The 23,860-nt window shown below is 72.9% G+C and carries 23 protein-coding genes; 11 read left to right on the top strand and 12 right to left on the bottom strand.

Annotated elements, in window-relative coordinates; translation table 11 throughout:
• Window positions 1-36: 36 nt before the first annotated feature.
• Both ACFQ79_RS16670 and ACFQ79_RS16675 read right to left on the bottom strand, forming a co-directional pair.
• Window positions 37-1,017: a GNAT family N-acetyltransferase gene (locus tag ACFQ79_RS16670; protein WP_383583834.1), complete on the bottom strand. Its 981-nt coding sequence runs from the start codon at window positions 1,015-1,017 to the stop codon at window positions 37-39.
• 85 nt (window positions 1,018-1,102) lie between these two features.
• Window positions 1,103-2,152, bottom strand: a complete 1,050-nt coding sequence (locus ACFQ79_RS16675) for a DUF3533 domain-containing protein (protein ID WP_383583836.1) — start codon at window positions 2,150-2,152, stop codon at window positions 1,103-1,105.
• 170 nt (window positions 2,153-2,322) lie between these two features.
• Between ACFQ79_RS16675 and ACFQ79_RS16680 the strand changes: the two genes are divergently transcribed.
• Window positions 2,323-5,880, top strand: coding sequence for a DNA polymerase III subunit alpha (locus ACFQ79_RS16680; protein WP_383583838.1), 3,558 nt, complete (start codon window positions 2,323-2,325; stop codon window positions 5,878-5,880).
• A 91-nt stretch (window positions 5,881-5,971) separates the two neighbouring features.
• On the opposite strand, the gene ACFQ79_RS16685 is transcribed toward ACFQ79_RS16680, so the two are convergent.
• Window positions 5,972-6,526, bottom strand: coding sequence for a Clp protease N-terminal domain-containing protein (locus ACFQ79_RS16685; protein WP_383583840.1), 555 nt, complete (start codon window positions 6,524-6,526; stop codon window positions 5,972-5,974).
• Window positions 6,526-6,735, bottom strand: coding sequence for a helix-turn-helix domain-containing protein (locus tag ACFQ79_RS16690; RefSeq protein WP_030315760.1), 210 nt, complete (start codon window positions 6,733-6,735; stop codon window positions 6,526-6,528). Before ACFQ79_RS16690 ends, ACFQ79_RS16685 begins: the two co-directional genes overlap by 1 nt.
• A 160-nt stretch (window positions 6,736-6,895) precedes the next feature.
• On the opposite strand from ACFQ79_RS16690, the gene ACFQ79_RS16695 reads away from it, so the two are divergent.
• A complete protein-coding gene (locus ACFQ79_RS16695; protein WP_383583842.1) occupies window positions 6,896-7,909 on the top strand; it encodes a hypothetical protein in 1,014 nt (337 codons plus the stop codon).
• Between the two features lie 180 nt (window positions 7,910-8,089).
• Window positions 8,090-8,959, top strand: a complete 870-nt coding sequence (locus tag ACFQ79_RS16700; protein WP_383583844.1) for an esterase/lipase family protein — start codon at window positions 8,090-8,092, stop codon at window positions 8,957-8,959.
• A gap of 14 nt (window positions 8,960-8,973) precedes the next feature.
• On the opposite strand, the gene ACFQ79_RS16705 is transcribed toward ACFQ79_RS16700, so the two are convergent.
• Entirely contained in the window at window positions 8,974-9,996 is a 1,023-nt protein-coding gene (locus ACFQ79_RS16705; RefSeq protein ID WP_383583846.1) for a lytic polysaccharide monooxygenase, read from the bottom strand.
• Window positions 9,997-10,218: 222 nt separating this feature from the next.
• On the opposite strand from ACFQ79_RS16705, the gene ACFQ79_RS16710 reads away from it, so the two are divergent.
• Window positions 10,219-10,629: a hypothetical protein gene (locus tag ACFQ79_RS16710; protein WP_383583848.1), complete on the top strand. Its 411-nt coding sequence runs from the start codon at window positions 10,219-10,221 to the stop codon at window positions 10,627-10,629.
• Window positions 10,626-12,785 carry a tetratricopeptide repeat protein gene (locus ACFQ79_RS16715; RefSeq protein WP_383583850.1) on the top strand — a complete coding sequence of 720 codons (2,160 nt, stop codon included), beginning with the start codon at window positions 10,626-10,628 and terminating at the stop codon, window positions 12,783-12,785. Before ACFQ79_RS16710 ends, ACFQ79_RS16715 begins: the two co-directional genes overlap by 4 nt.
• 7 nt (window positions 12,786-12,792) lie before the next feature.
• On the opposite strand, the gene ACFQ79_RS16720 is transcribed toward ACFQ79_RS16715, so the two are convergent.
• Complete coding sequence (locus tag ACFQ79_RS16720; RefSeq protein ID WP_383583852.1) at window positions 12,793-13,461, bottom strand: response regulator; 669 nt, start codon at window positions 13,459-13,461, stop codon at window positions 12,793-12,795.
• Window positions 13,462-13,596: 135 nt separating this feature from the next.
• Between ACFQ79_RS16720 and ACFQ79_RS16725 the strand changes: the two genes are divergently transcribed.
• The 5 genes from ACFQ79_RS16725 (at window position 13,597) to ACFQ79_RS16745 (ending at window position 17,657) form a co-directional block, all read left to right on the top strand.
• Window positions 13,597-14,580, top strand: coding sequence for a Bug family tripartite tricarboxylate transporter substrate binding protein (locus ACFQ79_RS16725; protein ID WP_383583854.1), 984 nt, complete (start codon window positions 13,597-13,599; stop codon window positions 14,578-14,580).
• Complete coding sequence (locus tag ACFQ79_RS16730; protein WP_383583856.1) at window positions 14,577-15,122, top strand: tripartite tricarboxylate transporter TctB family protein; 546 nt, start codon at window positions 14,577-14,579, stop codon at window positions 15,120-15,122. Before ACFQ79_RS16725 ends, ACFQ79_RS16730 begins: the two co-directional genes overlap by 4 nt.
• Before the next feature lie 3 nt (window positions 15,123-15,125).
• On the top strand, window positions 15,126-16,622 hold the full coding sequence (locus ACFQ79_RS16735; protein WP_383583859.1) for a tripartite tricarboxylate transporter permease: 1,497 nt from the start codon (window positions 15,126-15,128) through the stop codon (window positions 16,620-16,622).
• A complete protein-coding gene (locus ACFQ79_RS16740) occupies window positions 16,619-17,080 on the top strand; it encodes a GNAT family N-acetyltransferase (protein ID WP_383583861.1) in 462 nt (153 codons plus the stop codon). The genes ACFQ79_RS16735 and ACFQ79_RS16740 overlap by 4 nt, the downstream gene beginning before the upstream one ends.
• Before the next feature lie 76 nt (window positions 17,081-17,156).
• Window positions 17,157-17,657, top strand: coding sequence for a DUF6299 family protein (locus ACFQ79_RS16745; RefSeq protein ID WP_383583864.1), 501 nt, complete (start codon window positions 17,157-17,159; stop codon window positions 17,655-17,657).
• Between the two features lie 39 nt (window positions 17,658-17,696).
• Here ACFQ79_RS16745 and ACFQ79_RS16750 read toward each other — a convergent pair whose 3' ends face one another.
• Both ACFQ79_RS16750 and ACFQ79_RS16755 read right to left on the bottom strand, forming a co-directional pair.
• Entirely contained in the window at window positions 17,697-18,176 is a 480-nt protein-coding gene (locus tag ACFQ79_RS16750) for a DUF402 domain-containing protein (RefSeq protein ID WP_383583867.1), read from the bottom strand.
• A complete protein-coding gene (locus ACFQ79_RS16755) occupies window positions 18,157-19,080 on the bottom strand; it encodes a GNAT family N-acetyltransferase (protein WP_383583870.1) in 924 nt (307 codons plus the stop codon). The genes ACFQ79_RS16750 and ACFQ79_RS16755 overlap by 20 nt, the downstream gene beginning before the upstream one ends.
• A 74-nt stretch (window positions 19,081-19,154) precedes the next feature.
• Here ACFQ79_RS16755 and ACFQ79_RS16760 point away from each other — a divergent pair, with 74 nt between their 5' ends.
• Window positions 19,155-19,529, top strand: coding sequence for a GntR family transcriptional regulator (locus ACFQ79_RS16760; RefSeq protein WP_055599231.1), 375 nt, complete (start codon window positions 19,155-19,157; stop codon window positions 19,527-19,529).
• Between the two features lie 132 nt (window positions 19,530-19,661).
• Here ACFQ79_RS16760 and ACFQ79_RS16765 read toward each other — a convergent pair whose 3' ends face one another.
• The 4 genes from ACFQ79_RS16765 to ACFQ79_RS16780 form a co-directional block, all read right to left on the bottom strand.
• Complete coding sequence (locus ACFQ79_RS16765) at window positions 19,662-20,771, bottom strand: DUF5925 domain-containing protein (RefSeq protein ID WP_383583873.1); 1,110 nt, start codon at window positions 20,769-20,771, stop codon at window positions 19,662-19,664.
• A 92-nt stretch (window positions 20,772-20,863) separates the two neighbouring features.
• Entirely contained in the window at window positions 20,864-21,628 is a 765-nt protein-coding gene (locus ACFQ79_RS16770) for a polysaccharide deacetylase family protein (RefSeq protein WP_383583945.1), read from the bottom strand.
• Between the two features lie 101 nt (window positions 21,629-21,729).
• Window positions 21,730-22,854 carry a glycosyltransferase family 2 protein gene (locus ACFQ79_RS16775; RefSeq protein WP_383583876.1) on the bottom strand — a complete coding sequence of 375 codons (1,125 nt, stop codon included), beginning with the start codon at window positions 22,852-22,854 and terminating at the stop codon, window positions 21,730-21,732.
• Entirely contained in the window at window positions 22,851-23,681 is an 831-nt protein-coding gene (locus ACFQ79_RS16780; RefSeq protein ID WP_383583946.1) for a glycosyltransferase family 2 protein, read from the bottom strand. The genes ACFQ79_RS16775 and ACFQ79_RS16780 overlap by 4 nt, the downstream gene beginning before the upstream one ends.
• Window positions 23,682-23,860 lie beyond the last annotated feature (179 nt).

Here is a 23,860-nt window from a genome sequence, read left to right on the forward strand (position 1 = left end):
GTCCAGAGGGGGCAGGGCGTTCAGAGGGGCAGGGCGTCAGAGGGCGCGGGCGAACTCCAGCCGGTCGGCGAAGTTCACGTACCCGGCGCGCTCGAAGGCCTTGGCCATCGCCACGTTCGCGGCGTCGCAGTCCCCGCGGATCTCGGTGGCCCCGGCCCCGGCCAGGACCCGCGTGCCCCGGACCACGACCGAGGTGGCGTACCCCTTGCCCCGGTGGGCGGGGGCGACGCCGACGAAACCGATGACCGGCACGCTGGGGTTCTCTGCGGGCAGGCTGATCACGGCGACGGTGCCGTCCGCGTCGTAGCCGAGCTCCCACCACGCGGGCTCGTGCTTCAGCTCGGCCGTCTCCTCGAAGAGCAGCTCGGCCGCGCGCCGGGCGCCGTGCTGCCGTACGTCGGCCGCGAGGCGGGCGTCGGCGGTGTCCGCGAGCAGCTCGGCGAGGACCGCGACGAAGGGCTCGGGGCCGAGTTCGGCGAGCGAGCGGAAGGTCAGCCGGGGGTCGTCGGCGGGCAGCCCGTCCGGCCCGCCGGACGACTCCGGTCCGGCGCCGGCGGTGCCGGTCGCGGCGGTGATCCCGATGCTGAACCTGCGGCCGTCGCGGATCACGGCGTAACCGGACGCCCGCAGCAGCTCGCCCCGGTGCTCCGGGTTCCGCTGGAACTGCGGGGCCTGGGCGGGGGAGTCGACGACGTGCTCCAGCTCCGTCGCGCCCAGTTCCCGGGCCTTGGCGGCGGCCGCGTCGAGCAGCGCGGCAGCGGTCTCCGGAGCGTCCTCCGGCGCCTCGAACAGCACCAGCGCGAGCGGGACCTCGTGCCCCGGGATGGTCCACAGCACCACGCTGCCGGTGAGCCGGCCGTCGCCGTCCTCGGCGACCAGGCACCACTCCGGCCGGGTGCACGCGCTGTCGAGGAGCTGGGCGAGGTACGCGCGGGTGGCGGCGTTGCGCTCGGGGTCGCCGGGGTGCTCGACCAGGGCGGGGAGTTCGTCGGGACGGGCGGGGCGGACAGAAGTCACGGAGAGCCTTGTCGGTTCGGGGAACGGTCGGTGCTGCCCCGTGAACGTAACGGCCGATGGGCGGGCGGGCCAGGGGTTTTGGGCGTCAGCGGATCCGCGCCCCGCTCGCGGTGTCGACTTCGTCCGCGATCGGCTCCGACTCGGGCTTGCGCTTCAGGGAGGACATCACCAGGGTGACGGCCACGCCGACGACCGCCCAGGCCGAGAGGACCAGCATCGAGCCCGTCATGTCGTTGCCCTTGAAGTACGCGATCGAGCGCGCCGCCCAGGTGCCGGCGCCCGGTGGCAGGGCGGGGCCGATCGCGTTCCAGAACGGGGGCAGCATCGGCAGCGGGAAGGCGCCGCCCGCGCTGGGGTTGCCCGCGACCACGATGAGCAGGATCGCCAGGCCGATGCCGACGATCCCGAAGACCGACTGCAGGGCGAGGGTGGCGGCGCCGACGGCGAAGACGACCAGTGTCCCGAGCCCCCACAGGGCGGCGACGCTGCCGGGCAGGGCGCCCAGGATCGGGCCGACGATGACCGCGCCGCCGAGCCCGCCGAGGACCGAGTAGACCGCGAGGACCCCGAGTCGGATGATCGCGCGCTCCCGGTTCGCGGGCCGGGAGCCCGCGCTGATGGCCAGGATCGCGGCGCAGATGTAGCCGCCGACGCACCAGCCGACGACGAGGTAGAAGGCCGAGAGCCCGTCGAAGTCCTCCGGCGAGGCGGGGGCCACGTCGACGGTCCGTACGGTGCGCTGCTGGGTCGCCTCCACCCGGGTGAGGATCGTCTCCAGGGCCGAGGAGAGCACGGTGCCGCCGCCGGAGGCCACGAGCAGGGTGTCGGTGCGGCCGGTGGGGTCCACGATCAGGGCGCCGTCGATGTCCCGGTTCAGGATCTGGTTCCGTGCCGTGGCCTCGTCGGAGACCGCACGGGGGTCGAGCGGGGCGCCCGGGAGCCGGTCCAGCTGTCCGACGAGCTGTGCGGAGACCCGTTGCGGTGCGACGACGCCGAAGGGGACGTCCCTCGGCTTGGGGTGGTGCAGGGCTCCGACGTACGAGGTGATGAACAGCAGCTGGAGGGCGAAGACGCCGACGACGAGGAGGGCGGCTCGGGGGGTGACGGCGCTTTTCAGTTCGTCGACGAGGCTCATGCCCCCACGCTCTGGGGCAGGGGACGTTTCCGCAGGTGGGATGCGCCCGAATGGCTGACCGGAGGACGGCCCGGCACGCTTATCGTACGGACGTTCGAAATGGGCTAAGGTGAGGAACGAGGGGGTGGGAACGTACGTACGATTTCGATGCGGGAGCCGGGAGGCGCGCCATGCCGGGGTTCACGCATCTGCACACCGCGTCGGGCTACTCCCTGCGCTACGGCGCCTCCCACCCCGAACGACTGGCCGCACGCGCCGCCGAGCGCGGCATGGACGCGCTCGCCCTGACCGACCGCGACACCCTCGCGGGCACGATCCGCTTCGCGAAGGCCTGCGCGAAGGCGGGGGTCCGCCCCCTGTTCGGCGTGGACCTCGCCTACGAGGCGACGGCGCCCGGGCCGGGACCGGGGCGGTCCGGAGCAGGCGCGGGGCAGGCGCCGGCAGCCGCCTCCGGCGGCGGCCCGGGGGGCGCCGGGCGGGTCCCCGACCGCGGCCCGCAGGACATCCGGCGGGTCCCCGTCCGCGGCGGCGCCTTCGTCGACGAGTCCGCGCCCCGCGCCCTCTTCCTCGCCCGCTCCCGTACCGGCTGGGCCTCGCTCTGTGCGATGATCACCGCCGCCCACGCCGGAGGAGGGGAGCGGCCCCTGCTGCCCTGGTCCGCCCTGTGCGACGACGACGTCTTCGTCCTCCTCGGCCCCGACTCCGACGTCGGCCGGGCCCTCGCCGCCGGCCGCCCCGACCGGGCCGTCCGGCTGCTCGCGCCCTGGCGCGACCGGTACGGCGACGCGCTGCGCCTCGCGGCCGTCGACCACGGGCGCTCCGGCACCGGGCCCGGCTCCCTGCGGCTCGCCGCCCGTACCGTCGGCCTCGCCGCCGAGCAGGGCGTCCGGCCGGTCCTCAGCAACGCCGTCCGGTACGCCGACCCCGGCCAGGGCCCGGTGGCCGACGTCCTCGACTCCGCCCGCCGCCTCGTCCCCGTCGACCCCCGCAAGGAGCTCGACAGCGGCGCCGCCTGGCTCAAGGGGACCGGCGACATGCTGGCCGCCGCCGAACGGATCGTCGAGGCCGCCGGCTTCCGCCGGGACACCGCCCACCGGCTCCTCGAACAGACCGCGACGGTCGCCGCCGCCTGCCTGGTCGACCCCGAGGACGACCTCGGCATCGGCTCCGCGCACTTCCCCGAACCGCACCTCGTCGGCGCCGAGCACCGCACCGCCCAGCGCGTCCTCGCCTCCCGCGCCGCCGCCGGCATGATCCTCAAGGGGTACGAGAGGCGGGGCGCCTACTGGGACCGGATGCACCGCGAGCTGGACGTCATCGCCCACCACCGCTTCGCCCCCTACTTCCTGACGGTCGCCCAGGTCGTCGACGACGTCCGGGAGATGGGCATCCGGGTCGCCGCCAGGGGCTCCGGCGCCGGCTCCCTCGTCAACCACCTCCTCGGCATCGCCCACGCCGACCCGGTCGAGCACGGCCTCCTGATGGAACGCTTCCTCTCCAAGCGCCGCACCGCCCTGCCCGACATCGACATCGACGTGGAGTCCGCCCGCCGGCTCGAGGTCTACCGGGCGATCATCGACCGCTTCGGCACCGCGCGCGTCGCCACCGTCTCCATGCCCGAGACCTACCGGGTCCGCCACGCGGTACGGGACGTGGGCGCGGCCCTCTCCATGGATCCGGCCGAGATCGACCGGGTCGCGAAGGCCTTCCCGCACATCCGCGCCCGCGACGCCCTCGCGGCCCTCGACGAACTGCCCGAACTGCGCGAACTCGCGGGCGAGCGAGAGAGGTTCGGAAAGCTCTGGGAGCTGGTCGAGGCCCTTGACGCGCTGCCGCGCGGCACCGCCATGCACCCCTGCGGGGTGCTGCTCTCGGACGCCTCGCTGCTCGCCCGTACCCCCGTGGTGCCCACCAGCGGCGAGGGGTTCCCCATGTCCCAGTTCGACAAGGAGGACGTGGAGGACCTCGGGCTGCTCAAGCTCGACGTCCTCGGGGTCCGCATGCAGTCCGCGATGGCCCACGCCGTCGCCGAGGTCGAGCGGGCCACCGGCACCCGCCCGGACATCGACGCGGTCCCGGAGGGCGACCCCGAGACCTACCGGCTCATCCGCTCCACCGAGACCCTCGGCTGCTTCCAGATCGAGTCGCCGGGCCAGCGCGACCTGGTCGGCCGGCTCCAGCCCGCCACCTTCCACGACCTCGTCGTCGACATCTCGCTCTTCCGGCCGGGGCCGGTCGCCGCCGACATGGTCCGCCCCTTCATCGAGGCCCGGCACGGCCGCGCGCCCGTCCGCTACCCGCACCCCGACCTGGAGGAGACGCTGCGGGAGACGTACGGCGTGGTGGTCTTCCACGAGCAGATCATCGAGATCGTACGGATCATGACCGGCTGCGGCCGCGACGAGGCCGACCAGGTGCGGCGCGGGCTCTCGGACCCGGAGTCGCAGGGCCGGATCAGGCTCTGGTTCGCCCGGGAGGCCTCGGCGCGCGGATACGCGGACGAGGTCGTGGCCCGCACCTGGGAGATCGTGGCCGCCTTCGGCTCGTACGGCTTCTGCAAGGCGCACGCGGTGGCCTTCGCCGTACCGACGTACCAGTCCGCCTGGCTCAAGGCGCACCATCCGGCCGCCTTCTACGCCGGGCTGCTCACCCATGACCCCGGTATGTACCCCAAGCGGCTGCTGCTCGCGGACGCGCGGCGGCGGGGGGTGCCGGTGCTGCCGCTGGACGTGAACCGGTCCGCGGTCGCTCACCGTATCGAACTGGTGTCTGAATCGACGGTTCGGTGGGGGCTCCGGCTGGGCCTCACCGACGTCCACGGCATCAGTGAGGCCGAGGGCGCGCGGATCGAGGCCGGACAGCCGTACGCCTCCCTCCTCGACTTCTGGGAACGGGCCCGCCCCCGCACCCCCGTCGCCGAACGGCTCGCCCAGGTCGGCGCGTTGGACGCCTTCGGCGCCAACCGCCGCGACCTCCTCCTCCACCTCACCGAACTCCGGCGCATCCAGCGGGGAGCCGCCTCCCACGGCGGTCAACTCCCGCTCGCCCAGGGCGGGAAGACCGCCCCCGTCGGCCTGCCCGACCTCGACGAGACGGAACGCCTCAGCGCCGAGCTCGGCATCCTCGGCATGGACGCCTCCCGCCACCTCATGGGCGACCACCACGCCTTCCTCCGCGAACTCGGCGTCGTCTCCGCCCAGCGCCTCCGCGAGACCCCGCACGGCAGGACCGTCCTCGTCGCGGGCGCCAAGGCCGCCACCCAGACCCCGCCGATCCGCTCCGGCAAGCGCGTCATCTTCACCACCCTCGACGACGGCACCGGCCTGGTCGACCTCGCCTTCTTCGACGACGCCCACGAGCGCTGCGCCCACACCGTCTTCCACTCCTGGCTGCTGCTGGTCAGGGGAGTGGTGCAGCGGCGCGGCCCGCGCAGCGTCAGCGTGGTCGGCGGCGCCGCCTGGAACCTCGCCGAACTCGTCGAACTCCGGGCGTCCGGCGGCCTGGACGCGGTGGGGGAGCGCCTCGCCGAACCCGCCGAGCCGACCGCGCCCGCCACGGGCGACGGGAACGGCGACGCCGCGCCCGCCGGCGGTCGCGGCGACTCCGGCCGGCGCATCACGATGCCCACGGGGTACGAGATGAACCCCTGGGCCGACCTCAAGCCGGCGGGTGAAGGGACTCCGAGTGGACGGAAGCTGTGGCACAGCAGCCCGGGTTCGGCGGGCTGAGCCGTTCCGCGGGACGGGCCGCCGTGGATCAGGCGGTAGTCGCCCCAGGTCAAGCGGTAGCCGCCCCGGATCAGGCGGTCGCCGCTCCCGATCAGGCGGTCGCCGCTCCGGAGACCGCCGTGTCGACGGACGCGTACGTCACCCCGTGGTCGGCCAGGACCTCCGCGACGACCCCGCCGGTCGTGGTGAGCGCGAGCAGGATGTGCTCGTCGCCGATCTCCCGGTCCTTGCGGGCCAGCGCCACCCGGAGGGACTTCTCCAGGACGGTCTTGGCCTCCCGCGAGAAGGACCGGCGACCCGACCACCACCCGGAGTCCTTGCGGTCGCCCGCCAGCGCGCCCTCGCCATGGGTCTCCTCCACCCGCGCCACGATCGCGCCGACGTCGATGCCGAGGTCCGCCAGGGCCTCCTCGTCCGCGCGGGAGAGCCCCGCCCGGCGCCGGGCGTCGGTCAGCGCGGCCACCAGGGACGGCCGGCGGTCCGGCGGGCACAGCACGCGCAGCGCGCCCGCCGCCCGGGTGCCCTCCCCGTCGAGCAGGGAGAGGAGCAGATGCTCCGGGGTGACGACCGTCGCCCCGGCCCGCTCCGCGTGCTCGACCGCGCCCTTCACCACGGCGCGCGCGGCCTTCGTGAACCGTTCGAACATCACTGCCTCCCGTACTTCTTGTGGACGGCCTGCCGGCTGACACCCAGTTCGGTCGCGATCTCCTGCCACGACCACCCCTGGTTGCGCGCACTGCGCACCTGGACGGCTTCCAGCTGTTCGAGCAGTCGCCGCAGGGCGGAGACGGCCCGTAGTCCGACCCGTGGGTCGCGGTCGCCCGCCCGTGCGGCGAGATCGGTCGCATCGGTCATGACGTCAACTTACGTTGACAGTCGTCCTCGCGTCAACCGCAGTTGACACTCAAGCGACTCGCACAAACATTCGAACATGCTCTAGGCTGAGGGAGCGGGAGGGGGCGTTCAGGGACAAACCGCTCAGGGTTGGCGGGGACACGAGACGGAGGAGAACGAGATGATCCTCTGTGTACGGTTCCGGCTCGGGCCACCCGCTTCCGGTGCTTCCAGTGCTTCCGGCGCTTCTGACGCTTTCGGGAGGGGCGGGGCGGAGACCCTGTTTCCCCCGCTGATCGACCTGCTCGCCGAGTTCACCCCCGTCGTCGAAGCCGCCCCGCCCTGCGAGGCGCTCGCCGACGTGCGGGGTGCGCTGCGCTACTTCGACCGGAGCCCGGCCGAGCTCGCCTCGGTGATCCGGGTCAGGACCCTCGCCCTGTACGGCGTCGACTGCGTCATCGGGGCCGGCCCCAACCCGATGCTGGCCCGGATGGCCGCGAGCGAGGCCCGGCCCGGCGTCACCCTGGTCGTCGACGACCCCGCGGCCTTCCTGCGCGACCGGCCGGTCGTCGCACTCGACGGCGTCGGCCGCGCCACCGCCCGCACCCTCTGCGGCTACGGACTCGACTCCGTCGGCCGCGTCGCGGACGCGCCGCTCGCCGTGCTCCAGCGGCTCGTCGGCGCGAAGACCGGCCGTGAGCTGTGGGAACGGGCCCGGGGCATCGACCGCACCCCCGTCGTCCCGCACGCGGCCTCCCGCTCGGTCGCGGCCGAACGTTCCTTCCCGCGCGACGAGACCGACCGGACGCGGCAGCGCCGGGCCCTCCTCTCACTCGCCGGGGAACTGGGCACCCGGCTGCGCACGGAGGGACAGGTGTGCCGCGCGCTCGCCGTCACCGTGCGCTACGCGGACCGGACCACGACCACCCGGAGCCGTACGCTGCCCGAACCCACCGCCCACTCGGCGGCGCTCACCGCCCTCGCGTACGCCGTCCACGACTCCTTCGGCCTCCAGCGGGCCCGGGTACGGGGCATCGCCCTGCGCGCCGAGGGGCTCGCGGCCGCGGAGGGCGCGGCGCATCAGCTGTCCCTGGACCCGGCGGACGAGAAGGCCCGGCGGATCGAGGCGGTGGCGGACAAGGCACGGGCGAAATTCGGTCCGCGGGCGGTCCTGCCGGGATCACTGGCGGCCTGACAGCCCTTCCGCCGGGCTCCTGTGACGACACATCACTTTTTACCGACGCGTAACTTCCCAGCCAAGGCTACCCGTGCGTAGCTTGGCTGAAGCGCATCCCCATCGCGCATCCCCACTTGTGGTCCGGACCGCAGGGCGTAGCACCCCCACCATCCCCTTGAGCCGCAAGGAGATCGCCCGATGCTGCCCTGGAAACACGCCGTCAGAGCACTGTCCGTCCTGCTGCTGGCAGCCGCCGCCACCCTCGCGCCGACCACCGCCGCCTCGGCCCGGGCCGAGACCGCCACCACCAGTCGGGGCTGGAACGACTACTCCTGCAAGCCCTCCGCCGCGCACCCGCGGCCCGTCGTCCTCGTCCACGGAACCCTCGGGAACTCCGTCGACAACTGGCTCGTCCTCGCGCCGTACCTGGTCAACCGCGGATACTGCGTCTTCTCGCTGGACTACGGCCAGCTGCCGAACGTGCCGTTCTTCCACGGACTCGGCCCCATCGAGGCCTCCGCAGGACAGCTCGACACCTATGTCGACCGGGTCCTCGCCGCCACCGGCGCCCCCGAGGTGGACATCGTCGGACACTCGCAGGGCGGCATGATGCCGCGCTGGTACCTCAAGTTCCTCGGCGGGGCCGAGAAGGTGAACGCGCTCGTCGGGATCGCCCCCGACAACCACGGCACCACCCTGCTCGGACTCACCAAGCTCCTGCCGTACTTCCCCGGCGCCGAGGACCTGATCAAGGCCAACACTCCCGGGCTCGCCGACCAGATCGCCGGCTCGCCGTTCATCACCAAGCTCAACCAGGGCGGCGACACCGTGCCCGGGGTCCGCTACCACGTCATCGCGACCCGGTACGACGAGGTGGTCACCCCGTACCGCTCGCAGTTCCTGAGCGGCCCGAACGTCACCAACGTCCTCATCCAGGACAAGTGCGCGCTCGACCTGTCCGAGCACGTGGCGATCGGCACGGTGGACCGGGTCACCTTCCACGAGGTGGAGAACGCCCTCGACCCGGCCCACGCGACCCCGACCACCTGCCTCTCGGTGATCGGCTAGTCCTTCCGGCCCTTCTAGCCCTGGGTACGCCGCCGGCGCGTCGACCCGAAGAGCACGGCCGCGCCGATCGCGAGCACGGCGGCGCCACCGACCGCGAGGTACGGGGTGGTGGCGTCGCCACCGGTCTCGGCGAGCACCTCACCGGAACCGGAGCCCGAACCGGCGGCGGGGGCAGGCGCGTTGGGCGCGGCGGAGGAGGTCTCGCCGGCCGGAGCGGTCTGCGTCTCGTGCCCCGCCCCGTGGCCCGTCTCCTGGCTCGGCTCGGGGGCGGCCGTGGTCTTCTCCGGACCCGTGGAGGCGTTGCCGTCCCCGTGCCCGCCGTGCTCGACCGAGGACTCGTCCTGACCGTCCTCGATCTGCTCGTCGCTCGGCGCGGAGGCGGTCGGCGCCGGAGCCGTACCGCCGCCGCTGTCCTTCCCGAACACCACGTCCGAGCAGGTGTAGAAGGCCTCGGGGGAGTCGGAGCGCTGCCAGACCGAGTAGATCAGGTGGCGGCCGGACTTCTTCGGCACCGTGCCCTGGAACACGTAGTCGCCGCTCTCCATCCGCGGGTCGGTCACCGTGGCGAACGGCTTGTCCTCCAGGTCCGACCACTTCAGCGGCTTCGACGGGTCGTACCCGTCCTTCGTCACGTACAGCGCGAACGAGCCCCGGTGCGGTGCGGTCCCCTTGTAACGGAAGGTGTGCGCCCCGGAGGCCATCGGGCTCGCCGGCCAGTCGGCCCGCGCGAGGTCGAGCCCCCGGTACTTGTCGTTCCCCGCGCTGCACAGCTTGCCGTCCGGGATGAGGTCACGGTGCTTCCCGGCCGCGTTGGCGATGTTCACCGCGTTCCAGTCGTAGAACGCCTGCGTCCCGCTCGCCGCCACGGCCGCCTTGCACGCCGCCGACTTCGGCGACTCGGGCCCCTCCGCGTAACAGGCCGAGACCCGGCTCACCGGATCGGTCATCGACCCGTGCGCGAACGCGGGCGAGGAGGCGAGCCCGGAGAGAGCCAGAACCGCGGTGGCGGTCACGGCGGCGGTACGGCGAGAAGTCATGGGGGGACAGCTCCTTCACGAGGGTGAGGTGGGGGGATGCCCAGAAAGCTAGCCGCCCGAATCCACGAAAAGCCCGCTGGAGAGCCGGAGAAGACGATCCTTAGGACCGCTTTAAGGAACCACTAAGCGGCTGCTGAGGAAGTCGCCGCCGCCGGCCGCCGCGGAGCCGGGGTGCGACTACTCTGGGCCGACGGGCGACAACTGGCTGGAGGGGGCGGGTTCTTGGACGCGGAGTTGGCCGTGCTGGCGGGCACGGCGGGGACGACGTTGGTCACCTTGCTGACGACCGAGGCGTGGCAGCGCGTCAGCGACGGCGTCGCGTCCTTGTGGCGCCGGGCCGAGCCCGAGCGGGCCGAGGCGATCTCGGCCGAGCTGGAGGTGACCCGGGCGGACCTGCTCGCCGCGCGGGACGGCGGGGACGAGGAGTCAGGACGCGAACTCGGGGCGGAGTGGCAGGGCCGGATCCGGCGGCTGCTCGTCACACATCCCGAGGAGGCCGCGGCACTCCGGAGGCTGATGGACGAGCTGCAGCCGCCCACGCCCGACGTTCCGTCGGTGACACAGCACGCCACCGCCTCCGGACACGCCCGCGTGTACCAGGCGGGCCGCGACCAGTACATCGAGGAACGATGAGCGGCGCCTACGACGCGCGGGCCGACGGGCACGGACGGATCTACCAGGCCTCGGGCGACCAGCACATCGTCGAGCACCATCACCACGCCCCCGAGTGGGCCGGCCCCGACTCGGTCCGTCACCCGGCGGTCGGCCGGACACCCGTCGTACTCCGCGACCGCGTCGGCGAGATGGACCGCCTGAGAGCCGCCGTCGAGCCCGGCGTCGGCAACCGCGCCTACGTCCTCCACGGCATGGGCGGCTGTGGCAAGACCGCCGTGGCCCATGCCCTCTTCCGGCACGCCACCGGCCACTCCGGGCGCATCGGCCTCTGGGTCAACGCCTCCGACCCGGCCTCCCTGCGGGCGGGCATGCTCGCCGTCGCGGCCGACCGGGGCGCCACCGACTCCGAACTCACCGGCGCGCGCAGCGGACTGCGGCCCGCCGCCGACCTGGTCTGGCACTACCTCGACGCCTCCGACCAGCCCTGGCTGCTCGTCCTGGACAACGCCGACACCCCTGCCGTCCTCCGCGACGGCGGGTGGCTGCGGACGAGCCCCAAGGGCATCGTCGTCGTCACCACCCGCCAGGCGGCGGCCCACTGGTGGCCGGGCGCCGAACTCCTCCAGTTCGGTGTCCTGCCGCGCGCGGACGCCGCTCTCGTCCTCCAGGACCTCGCCCCCCACGCGGGAAGCGCCGAGGAGGCGGCGCAGGTCGCGGACCGCCTCGGGCGTCTCCCCCTGGCACTCACCCTCGCCGGCGGGTTCCTCGCCCATCAGATCATCGACCCGTGGAACCTCGCCGACTACCGGCACGGGCTCGACGGCGGTGCGGACGTCCATCCGATCGAACTCCTCGACCGGGGCGCCGAGGCGGGCACGGACTCCCGGCAGCTCCTCAGCCGCACCTGGCAGCTCTCCCTGGACGCCCTCAGCGCGCAGGGCCTTCCCGAAGCCACCGCGTTGTTGCGGCTGCTCGCCTGCTGGGCCGGCGACCCCCTCCCGCTCACCCTCCTCTCCGGCGCCGATCTCGGTGCGGAACTCCACCCGTCCCGCGTCGAACCCGCCTTGCGCGGGCTCCTCGACCACTCGCTCACCGAGCTCGTTCCGGGCCGCGTGCGCTGCCTGCGCGTCCATGGGATCCTCCTCGACAGCGTCGCCCGGGCCACCCCCGACGACCAGTGCGATCGGCTCGCCGCGACGGCCACCCGACTTCTGCGGGCCGTCCTGCCGGAGGTCCCCCAGCGCGGAGTGCAGGATCCCGCGGTGACCCTGCTCGCTCCCCACGTCACGGCCCACCTGCGGAGAGCGGTCGGCCGGAGTGCCGCCCCGGACGTGCTGGAGGGCGCCGCGGACTGCGTCCTCCGACTCGTCGTCGCCGTGCACAGGTCGGGGGACTACGCCTCGGCGCTCACCCTGGCGAACGAAGCCCTCGCACTCGTCACCCGCGGTCTTGCCGTCGACAACGTGTTCGCTCTCAGGCTTCGCCTTCGCGTGGGCCGCGCACTCTTCCGCCTCGGCCGGTTCGAGGAGTCGGAGGCCGTCTACGAGCAGGCCCTCGACGACTGCGAGCGGGTCCTCGGAGCCGATGACCCCGACACGCTCGAGGCGTGCCTGCGGCTGGCACTCGTTCTTCCCCACCGTGGTCGGCTTCCGGAGGCGATGGTCCTGAGGAGGCGGGCCGCCCAGGGCCGGGAGGCGGCCCTCGGGAGGTCCCACCCGCTCACGCTCATCGCACGGAAGTACATCGTGGAGGTGGCGGGGAGCCCGGCCGCGGCCGCTCTTCCGGACAGGGACGACATCCTCGCCATGGGGCCGGGCGTCATCGAGGACTGCCGCAGCGCCACCGGGGACGACCACCCCATGACGCTCGGAGCCGAGCTGGGCTACGCGTCCGCGCTCGCCGCGGTGGAGAGGGCTGCCGAGGCGCTGCCCCACGCGCGCAGGGCCCTTTCCGGATACGAGCGCATCTTCGCTCCCGACTACCCCTTGCTGCTCAACGCGCGAGAGTCGCTCGGCATCGTCCTCAACGCCCTGGGACGGCACGCCGACGCGGTGGAGCAGGGAGAGATGCTGGTGGAGGGCCGGACCCGGGTCCTGGGCCCCGCCCACCCCTGGACGGTCCACGCCGAAGGGCTTCTCCGCACGTTCCGGGACGGTGCCGCCGCCTCCACGTGAGCGGGGTTCACCCCAGCCGCCGGTACCGCCGCTCCGGCCGGCCCGTGCCGCCGTAGCGCAGGGTGATCTCCGCTCGGCCCGTCTCCGCGAAGTACTCCAGGTAGCGGCGGGCGCTCACCCGGGACAGGGAGCCGGCCTTCGCGCACTCCGTGGCCGAGAGGCCCTCCGGGTGGGCGCGGAGGACGGAGTCGACCAGGTCGGCCGTGTGGGCCGCCAGGCCCTTCGGGAGTTCCCGGGAGCCGCGGGGGCGGGTGCCGAAGATCTGGTCGACGTCCTCCTGGCGGGCCTCGTCGAGTTCGTCGAGGCGGCTGCGCAGCGAGGCCACGTGCCGGAGCTGCTCGTGCAGCGCCGCCTGGCTGAACGGCTTGATCAGATAGTGCAGCGCCCCCGCCCGCAGCGCCTCGCGGATCGTGCCCGTGTCCCGGGCCGCCGTGATGAAGAGCGCGTCCATGCCCAGGCCCGCCGCGCGCAGCTCCCGCAGCACCTGGATGCCGTCCATGTCCGGCAGGAACACGTCGAGGAGCACCAGGTCGGGCCTGAGCCGCTCGGCCGCGCGCAGGGCGTCGGCGCCGCTGTGCGCGACCCCGGACACCGTGAAGCCCGCCACCGCCGACACATAGCGGCAGTGCAGCTTGGCGACCATGAAGTCGTCGTCCACCACCAGCACGTTCGTCACGACGACCCACGCTAGGTCCCGACCACAACGACCACAACGTCCGTTGATTGCGGAAGAGAGACAGCTTCTTAACGCGCGGGCAACATGTGGGCCACTTCACATCCCCTTTTCCCCTACAGCTGAGAGGCGGCACACGTGCGGTTGCGCACCCCCTTCGCCCTCCTCGGGGCCGCGCTCCTGGTGCTGGTGGGTCCGCCGTTGCTCAGTCCCGGCAGCGGCTCCGACACCGGCACCCGGATACCCGGCCTGCGTTTCATGGTCCCCAACACCCCCGGCGGCGGTTACGACATCACGGCCCGCACCGCCGCCAAGAACGCCGAGGAGGCGGACCTCACCGGCGACATCGAGGTCTTCAACCTGCCCGGCGCGGGCGGCACCGTCGGCCTCACCCGGCTCGTCGGCGAACGCGGCAACGGCCGCCTCGCCATGTCCATGGGCCTCGGCGTCGTCGGCGCCGTCCACACCAACGAGACCCCCAGAACCCTCGCCGACACCACCCCGATCGCCCGGCTCACCGAGGAGCAGGACATCGTCGTGGTCGGCAAGGACTCCCCGTACAAGACCATCGACGAGCTGCTCACCGCCTGGAAGAAGAACCCCGGCAAACTCCCCGTCGGCGGCGGCTCCTCGCCCGGCGGCCCCGACCACCTCGCCCCGATGCTCATGGCCCAGGCCGCCGGCATCGCCCCCAAGGACGTCAACTACGTCCCCTTCGACGGCGGCGGCGAGCTCCTCGCCTCCATCCTCGGCGACAAGGTCGCCTTCGGCGTCTCGGGCGTCGGCGAGTACCTCGACCAGATCAAGGCGGGCGAGCTGCGCCTGCTCGCCGTCACGGGGCCGAAGCGCGTCCCCGGCCTCGACGCCCCCACCCTCCGCGAGGCGGGCCTCGACACCGAGTTCACCAACTGGCGCGGCATCGTCGCACCGCCCGGCCTCTCCGACGCCGAGCGCGAGAAGCTCGTCACCCTGGTGACCGAGCTGCACGACTCCCCGCAGTGGCGCGAGTCGCTGAAGACCCACGGCTGGAACGACGCCTTCCTGCCCGGCGAGGAGTTCGGCACCTTCCTCGCCGAGCAGGACCGCCGCGTCGGCTCCGTACTGAAGGAGCTCGGACTGTGAGCACCGAATCCGAGACCACCCCGACGGTGAACGGCAAGAGCGGCAACCTCGCCTCCTGGTGGCGCGAACGGTCCGAACTCGGCGTCGGCGTGCTGCTGTTCGTCCTGGGCGTGCTCGTCCTCACCGACGCCCTCACCCTCGACGCCGACCTCGCCGGCCGCGGCCCCGTCGGCCCCGCCACCGTCCCCCTCGTCGTCGGCTGCGGCCTCCTCGTCGTCGCCGTCCTCCTCTCCGTCGACGTCCTGCGCGGCGGCCGCGGCGAGGCCGAGGCCGGTGAGGACGTCGACCTGACGGAGCCCGCCGACTGGCGCACCGTCCTGCTCCTCGCCGGCGTCTTCCTCGCCTTCGCCGTCCTCATCGGCCCCATCGGCTTCCCCGTCGCCGGCGCGCTCCTCTTCTGGGGCGCGGCGTACGCCCTCGGCAGCCGCCACTTCCACCGCGACCCGCTGATCGCCGCCGCCCTCTCGCTCCTCACCTACGCCGTCTTCGACAAGCTGCTCGGCGTCCCGCTGCCCGGCGGCCCGCTGATGGGAGTGATCTGACCCATGGATTCCCTGAACTCCCTCATCGACGGCTTCGGCACCGCCCTCACCCCGATGAACCTGCTGTGGGCCGCCATCGGCGTGCTCCTCGGCACCGCCATCGGAGTCCTGCCCGGCATCGGCCCCGCCATGGCCGTGGCCCTGCTGCTCCCGGTGACGTACGGACTCGAACCGACCGGCGCGTTCATCATGTTCGCCGGCATCTACTACGGCGCGATGTTCGGCGGCTCCACCACCTCGATCCTCCTCAACACCCCCGGGGAGAGCGCGGCCGTCGTCGCCGCCATCGAGGGCAATCCGATGGCCAAGGCGGGCCGGGGCGCGCAGGCGCTCGCCGCGGCCGCCATCGGCCACTTCGCCGGCGGCATGATCGGCACGATCCTGCTCGTCGTCCTCGCCCCGACGGTCGCCGCGCTCGCCGTCGACATCGGCGCCCCCGACTACCTCGCCCTGATGGTCCTCGCCTTCATCGCGGTGACCTCGGTCCTCGGCTCCTCCCGCATCCGCGGTCTCGCCTCCCTCCTCATCGGCCTCACGATCGGTCTGGTCGGCCTCGACCAGATGACCGGGCAGCAGCGCCTCACCTTCGGTTCGCTCCAGCTCGCCGACGGCGTCGACGTCGTCATCGTCGCGGTAGGGCTCTTCGCCATCGGCGAGGCCCTCTGGGTCGCGGCCCACCTGCGCCGCACGGCGGGGGAGGCCATCCCGGTCGGCCGTCCCTGGCTGGGCGGCGACGACGTGAAGCGCACCTGGAAGTCCTGGCTGCGCGGTCCCCTCATCGGCTTCCCGTTCGGCGCGATCCCGGCCGGCGGCGCGGAGATCCCGACCTTCCTGTCGTACGTGACGGAGAAGCGTCTCTCGAAGCACAAGGAGCAGTTCGGCAAGGGCGCCATCGAGGGCGTGGCCGGACCCGAGTCGGCGGCCTCGGCCTCGGCGGCCGGGACGCTCGTCTCGATGCTGACCCTCGGGCTGCCGACGACGGCCGTCGCCGCCGTGATGCTGGCCGCGTTCCAGCAGTACGGCATCCAGCCCGGCCCGCTGCTCTTCGAGCGGGAGCCCGACCTGGTGTGGGGGCTCATCGCCTCGCTGTTCGTCGGCATGGTGCTGCTGCTCGCGCTCAACCTGCCGCTCGCCCCCGTCTGGGCCAAGCTGCTGCGCATCCCCCGCCCGTACCTCTACGCGGGCATCCTCTTCTTCGCGGCCGTCGGCGCGTACGCGGTGGGCGGCGAGGCCCTCGACCTGGTCATCCTGCTGGTCGTCGGCCTGATCGGACTCGGCATGCGGAGGTACGGGCTCCCGGTCCTGCCGGCCGTGATCGGGGTCATCCTCGGCCCGGCCGCCGAACAGCAGCTGCGGCGCGCCCTGCAGATCAGCGACGGTTCGGTGACCGGCCTGGTGAACACGCCGTTCTCGATCACCGTGTACGCGGTCGTCGTCCTCCTGCTCGCCTGGCCGCTGCTGAGGAAGGTGGTGGTACGGCGCCGTAACGTGGCGGCATGACACAGGACATCCGCCGCGCGACGAGCTCCGACGTGCCGAGGGTGAAGGCCGTGACCGACGCGGCCTATCACCACTACATCGACCGCATCGGTCTCGTACCGGCCCCGATGGAGGCGGACCACGCGGCGGACGTGGCCGCCGGGAGGGTGTTCGTCGCCGGTGACCCGGTGGTCGGTCTCGTGGTCCTCAGGACCGAGGCCGACCACCTCTATCTCGACAACATCGCCGTCCACCCCGACGCCCAGGGCACCGGCCTGGGCCGGCGGCTGCTCGGCTTCGTCGAGTCCCGGGCGGGCGAGCTCGGGCTTCCCGAGGTCAGGCTGCTGACGAACGCGATGATGTGGGAGAACCAGAAGCTCTACGAGCGGTACGGCTATGAGGCCGTCGAGCGGCGCGCGGACGGACCGTACGACCGTATTCACTACCGAAAGCGGCTCAACTCGCCCCCAATAGGGTGAGTTTCGGCCAGATGGCGGCCGGATCCGGTATCCCTGGCGGGCAGTACCTTCCCCCCACCCCGAAGGGACCCCGCTCATGCGCGTCCGACTCGTCCTCGCCGCAGGCGTTCTGCTCGCCTCCGCCGCCGTCGCCCCACTCGCCCACGCGGGCGGGGCCGACGGCCTCACCGCCCGCCCGGCCCTCGACGGCCCCGTCCTGAACGGCCCCGTCCTCAACGGCCAGCCGCTCGGCAGCCGCACGGCCGACGACCTCTCCGTCTACGGCTACGGAACCGTCGGCGACGACAGCACGGTGACGCTCTCCGGCATGTACCGCTGTCTCGACGACAGCGCCGGCCCCGTCTTCGTCAGCTCCACCCTCGTCCAGGGGAACCGTTCCGCCGGGATCGGCGGCACCCAGGCCGTCTGCGACGGACACCTCCACGAGTGGGTCAACACCTCCGTCGTGAAGGACCCCGCCTACCGGCCGGGCGCCGCCCGGGTGCGTGCCACCCTGATGCAGCTCACGGCCGGCGAGACGGGCCTGCCGGCGCCGGGCTTCCTCGCCGCCGAGGACGCTCCCGTCGAACTCCGCTGACGACGCGCGGACGTCCGGCCGCCGGGCCGCGCCTCCGCGCTAGCGCAGCAGCTCGATCAGGCCCTCGCGCCCCAGGACCTCCAGCTCGTCGAGGGCGACCACGGCGCACGCCGCCGCCTCCGGATCGGAGGCGGTGAGCCCGCTCGCCGCGAACTCGTCCTCGTCGAGCCGCAGCACCTCGCTGCCGTCGGCCGACACCCACAGGTCCAGGTCCAGGTCCTCGATCACCACCTCGGAACCGTCGATCACGGCCGGACGGGTGATGTCGCAGTACCAGCCCTTGAGAGCCCCCTCGGCCGACCACACCTCCTTGACGGTGAACCAGCGGTCGCTCCAGTAGTGCTCCACGAAGACGTCGCCCGGCTCGAACCGCACGAAGCCGAAGTCCCTCACCCCCTCGGCCGCCCACGGGGCACGCACCGAGAGCCGGGCCCCGTCCTCCGTGAGCACCTCCGCCGGGTAACGGATCTTCGTCCGGCCCGCCTTCGTCAGGGTGACCTCAACCGATCGTCCGGACATGCCGTACCTCCCGTGCTCCGACCTCGTAACCGAACCACTTGTTGATCGCCAGCATCGGCTCGTTCCCGGTGTCGTTCCCGGTGAACGCCTCCGTGCAGCCGGCCGCCCGGGCCCGGTGCAGCGACGCGTTCTTGGCGAGCTTCGCGAGCCCGCGCCCCCGGAACGCGGGCGCGGTGCCCGTCATTCCCGAGTTGTACCGGCCGAGACCGTCCGTCTGCGCCGCGCTGAACGCCGCCGGAACGCCGTCCACCACCGCGACCGTCGTCAGCGCCCGGTCGAGGAGGGGGTGCTCCCAGGTCGTCGTCCGCCAGTGCTCGAAGTCGTCCATCTCCACCCCCACATCGCCCGGCTCGTCGGCCGACGTCAGCGCGTCCAGCTCGAAGAGCGGCCGGGGATCGGCCGCGAAGTCCTCGGCCGTCAGCAGCTCGACACCGGCCGGCGGCGCCTGCAGCGGCGGCAGTTCGGCGGTGGTGAGGTCGAGCCGGAGGAAGTAGGCGGAACGGCTGGGGGAGTACCCCCGCCGCGCGGCCCAGGAGAGGTTCTCCGGCGCGTCCAGGGCCCAGCTGTACAGGGTCCGCGCCCCCCGCTCGGCCAGGTACTCCTCGGCGGCGCGCAGCAGCAGCGTCCCCGCCCCCTGACCGAGGTGCGCGGGGTCCACGTACACGTTGGCGTAGCCGATCCCGGGCCGCGGCGCGTCGTGCGCGATGCCGACCTGGGCGGTTCCGACGATCCCGCCGGACTCGGTCACGGCGACGAGCGGGCGGTAGTGGCTGTCGGGATGCGCGCGCGCCCAGTCGAAGACGAGCTGCTCGGCGGTGGAGAGCATGAAAGGCAGGGCCGCCCGGCGCACCTGGGCGAAACCCTCGGCGTCCTCGGCGTGTACATCACGGACGATCACAGTCATGTGGTCGCACGCTACGGGCCGGGGACGCACCGCCGCCTCCCATTTTCCCGTGGGGTGGGGGCAGAATCGGCGGGGTGACACTCACCATCGCCGTGGACCACGAATCCACCACCGCTCCGTACGAACAACTGCGTGCCCAGATCTCGGAGCGGGCCCGGTCGGGCAGGCTGCCGGTCGGATACAAGCTGCCGACGGTACGAGGACTCGCGGAGCAGCTGGGCCTCGCCGCGAACACGGTCGCCAAGGCGTACAAGGCACTGGAGGCGGACGGGGTGATCGAGACGCGCGGGCGTCACGGCACCTTCGTCGCCGCCGCGGGCGACGCGGCCACCCGCCGGGCCGCGACCGCCGCCGCCCAGTACGCGGAGGAGGCCCGTCGCCTCGGCCTCAGCCGCGAGGCGGCGGAGGCCGCGATGAACGAGGCCCTGCGCGCCGCCTACGACAGCTGACCCCGACGCGAGGGGCGACAGACAGCCGACCCTGACACGAGGGGCGACAGACAGCCGACCCTGACACGAGGGGCGACAGACAGCCGACCCTGACACGAGGGGCGACAGATAGCCGACCCCGACGCGAGGGACCTACAGATAGAGGCCGGCCCCCGCCGTGCGGGGTTCCGGGAGTTCCGCCGGGGGCGTGCCGCGGCGCAGGGCGAACAGCTCCGCCAGCGTCGCGCCCTCGCGCGGAACGTCCTCCGCGCGCCCGAGCCACTCCACGGACTCGGCCCGGCTCAGCGGTCCCACCTCGATCCGGGCCAGGCAGCGGCCGGGCCGGACCACGGCCGGATGGAGCCGCTCCAGGTCCTCGTTGGTGGTGACGCCGACGAGGACGTTGCGCCCCTGGCCGAGCAGACCGTCCGTCAGGTTGAGCAGCCGGGAGAGGGCCTGACCCGCCGTGTGCTTGGCCTCGCCCCGGATCAGCTCGTCGCAGTCCTCCAGGAGAAGCAGCCGCCAGCGCCCCTTCGCCGTGCCCTCGTCCTCCCCGATGGCGATGTCCATCAGATAGCCGACGTCGTTGAAGAGCCGCTCCGGATCGAGGACGCAGTCCACCTGGCACCAGTCCCGCCACGACCGGGCCAGGGTGCGCAGCGCGGACGTCTTGCCCGTGCCGGGCGGGCCGTGCAGGAGCAGGAGGCGGCCCGAGATCGACTCGGGCGTCACCTTCATCAGCCGGTCCATCGACTCGGCCACCGGCGCCGAGTAGTTGGGCCGGACCTCGTCCCAGGTCCCGGCGCTGATCTGCCGGGTCGTCCGGTGCGGGCCGCGGCGCGGGGACACGTACCAGAACCCCATCGTCACGTTCTCCGGCTGGGGCTCCGGGTCGTCCTTGGCCCCGTCGGTCGCCTCCTTCAGGACCCGCTCCGCGAGGTCGGCGTCGGCGGCCGTGACGGTGACGTCGGCGCCCCGGTTCCAGCGGGAGATCAGCAGCGTCCACCCCTCGCCCTCGGCGAGCACGGCGCTGCGGTCGTCGTCCTTCGCGGCCCGCAGCACCGTGGCACCGGCGGGAAGGAGGGTCGCCTCGGGCCTGACCCGGTCCACGGTGGTGCTGTGCGAGTGCGGCTGCTCCCCGGTCGCGAAGCGGCCGAGGAACAGCGCGTCCACGACGTCCGCGGGCGAGTCGCTGTCGTCGAGGGTGAGCCGGATCGGCAGCGAACGCTGCGGCTCGGACGGTACCGGTGGGGTGTCAGCCATGGGCCCATGATCGGGCAACCGGGCATTCCGTGCACCGGGTTTTGAACGGGACGATTCCGTGGACGCCCGGCTCCCGGAGCCGGACCTGGGGCTCAGATCCAGTGACCCCCCGCCGCACCCCGGGCGCGCCGCGCGAGCGCGTACCCCTTCGTCATGACCCGGTCCACCGCGAAGGCACGGGCGATCGCCCGCCCCTCCACGAGCCGGGTGAACTCCTCGACGCCGGTGGACCGGCGCACGGTCACCCGTTCCAGGGCGTACGGCCCCTGGCGGCGTCTGGCCAGCGCGTTGCCGACCGCGAGCGCCTGCGTGAAGCCGGCCTCCCGGACCGTACGGCGGACCCGGCGGCTGGAGTATCCGTACGGGTACGCGAAGGAGAGCGGCGCCGTCCCGAGCTCCTCGCCGACGATCTCCCGGCAGCGCAGCGTCTCGAACCGGAGCCGTCGCGCGCCGAGCTGGTCCAGCTGGGGGTGGGTGTGGCTGTGCCCGCCGATCTCCGTGCCCGCGTCGGCGAGTTCCCGCACCTGCGCCCAGTCCAGCATGGTGTCGAGCGCGCCACCCGTCTCGTGCCTGCCCCGCAGCCAGCCGGTGGAGACGAAGACGGTGCTCGCGAAGGAGTGCTCGGCGAGCACGGGGAGGGCATGCCGGTGGACGCCCTCGTAGCCGTCGTCGAAGGTGACGAGGAGCGGCCGCGCGGGCAACGGGTCGCCGGTGCGCCAGGCGGCGGCGAGCGCGGCGGTGGTCAGCGGCGTGAACCCCCGCTCGGCGACCACGTCCATCTGCGCGGCGAAGGCCTCCGGGGTGACGGAGAGCCCGAGGGTCGCGGGGGCGGGGTCGGGGGCGACGGCGTGGTACATGAGGATGGGGACGGGCACGGCGGTGTCGGTGACGCCGGAGCCGCCGGCGCTGTCCGTGGTGCCTGTGGTGCCCGTGGTGCCCGTGGCACCCGTGCTGTCGGTCACCGGGTACCTCCCTCGGAGGCCAGGGCGTCCGCCCGTACCGCTTCGCCGGTTCCGGCGCCGGTGGCGGCATCGGTTCCGGAAGCGGCACCCGCCTCGGCTCCCGCCCCGGTCTCCGTGGTGCCGTGACGCTCGATCGGTCCCCAGGAGAACGTCGTTCCGCTCCTCCGGGCCCGGAGCGTCCCCAGCGCGTAGCCGCCGGCCGCGACCGTCACCCCGGTGACGATGGCCCCGGCGCGGCCTGCGCCGCCGGAGCGCCCGAGCACCGCGTCGCGCATCCCGCGCAGGACTCCGGCGGGCAGCACCCGTGTCGTGTAGCGCCGTTCCGACTCCAGGCCCTTCTGCGCGCCGACGCTGCGGGCGACCAGCGCCTTCGAGAGCCCCTCGGCGTAGACCCGGGTACGGAAGTAGCCGAAGCGCTCGCGCACGGCGGGCACCTTGTGGTGGATGACCGCCCGGTCGTCGATCAGCAGGATCGCCTCGGGCAGTGCCTTGGAGAGCCGGATGCACAGCTCGGTCTCCTCACCGCCCAGGGGCCGCCGGTCGCCGTCCCGCCCGATGCCGGTGGCGAAACCGCCGGCCGCGTCGAAGGCCGTACGGCGGAAGGAGGCGTTGCCCCCGAGCACGTTGCGCACCGGGACGCGGCCCGGGGGCAGCCCCAGGTACGTACAGCCGACGACCCAGTCGAACTCCTCGGGGAACCAGGCAGGGCGGCGGCCGGAGGCCCAGGAGGGCATCGTCCGGCCGCCGACGGCCATGACGCGCGGGTCGTCGTAGGCGGCCGAGAAGTGGTGGAGCCAGTCCCGCTCGGCGACGGCGTCGTCGTCGAGGAAGGCCACGAAATCGCCGCGGGCGGCGGCGATTCCGGTGTTGCGGCCGGCGGAGAGACCGCGGGGGCCCGCGTTGGCGAGCACCCGCACCTCCTCGGTGAGCCGCTGCTCCGCGTACTCCTCGGTCAGCCGGGAGAGGAGCCGCTCGTTGTGGTCGACCACGAGCAGTGTCTCCAGGGCGGGCAGTGACTGCTTCCGTACGGAGTCGACGGCGGCGAGGATGTCCTCCCACCGCTCCTCCGTGTAGACGCAGATCACCACCGAGAAGCCGTGCGGGGTCGTGCGGTCGTTCAAGACGCCTCTCCCCGGGGCACGCTGACCGAGAACGGGGCCGGCCGGCGGCGGGCGGCCTTGCTGACGGCCTTCTCCTTGAGGATCACCTTCAGGACCCGGATGCCGTCGCGCACGGCGTTGAGGTTGCTGACGCCGTGGATGCGGTTGTACTCGTGGCTCGGGACCTCCTGCACCTTGAGGCCGGCCGTGACGACCCTGATGTTGATGAGGGTCTCTATCTCGAAGCCGGTGCAGTCGAGGGTGATCTTGTCGAGGCAGTGCCGCCAGAAGGCGTTGTAGCCGTAGCAGAGATCGGTGTACCGGGCGCCGAACTTGCGGTTGACGAGCGAGCAGAGGGCCCAGTTGCCCAGTCTGCGAACGGTCGTCATGTCGTCCGTGCCGCCGCCGTTGGCGAAGCGGGAGCCCTTGGCGAAATCGGCACCCCCGACGAGGGCGGAGACGTACGAGACGATCTCCTGGCCGTCGGCCGAACCGTCCGCGTCGACCATCACGATGATGTCGCCGGTGCAGGCCGCGAAGCCGCTGATCAGCGCGTCGCCCTTGCCTTTGCCGACCTGCTTGACCACCTTGACGTCCGGCCGCACTTCACGGGCGACGTCCACCGTGTTGTCCGTGGAATTTCCGTCGACGAGGACGACTTCGTGAATCCATTCCGGCAGTGTCTTGAGCACGTACGGAAGATTTTCGGCTTCGTTCATCGCGGGAATGACAACGCTCACCGGCGGAGTGATCGCCAGATGTGAGGTGATGGCCCGGTACTGGGCGGCTATTCGACTCGGCTCGGTCATTTCTTGGCCCGAGACGGATGGGCGCAGGAACGAGCTCATGGGTCTGGTTTCCCTCTCGTCCGGTGGGCCGCCCACCCCTTGGGCGGTCCGATGGTGTGTCCGGTTCGAAAGGGGGGTTCTCGCCGTCCCGCACAGAACGATCACCTTTCGGGATCGGCGAGTTGGCATGTCTGGCCGCGCGGTACCCGCGACTCGGCGCACGTTCGAACACCGAGCAC

Source organism: Streptomyces sp. NPDC056480, assembly GCF_042795405.1.
In the GTDB taxonomy this organism is placed as follows: Bacteria; Actinomycetota; Actinomycetes; order Streptomycetales; family Streptomycetaceae; genus Streptomyces.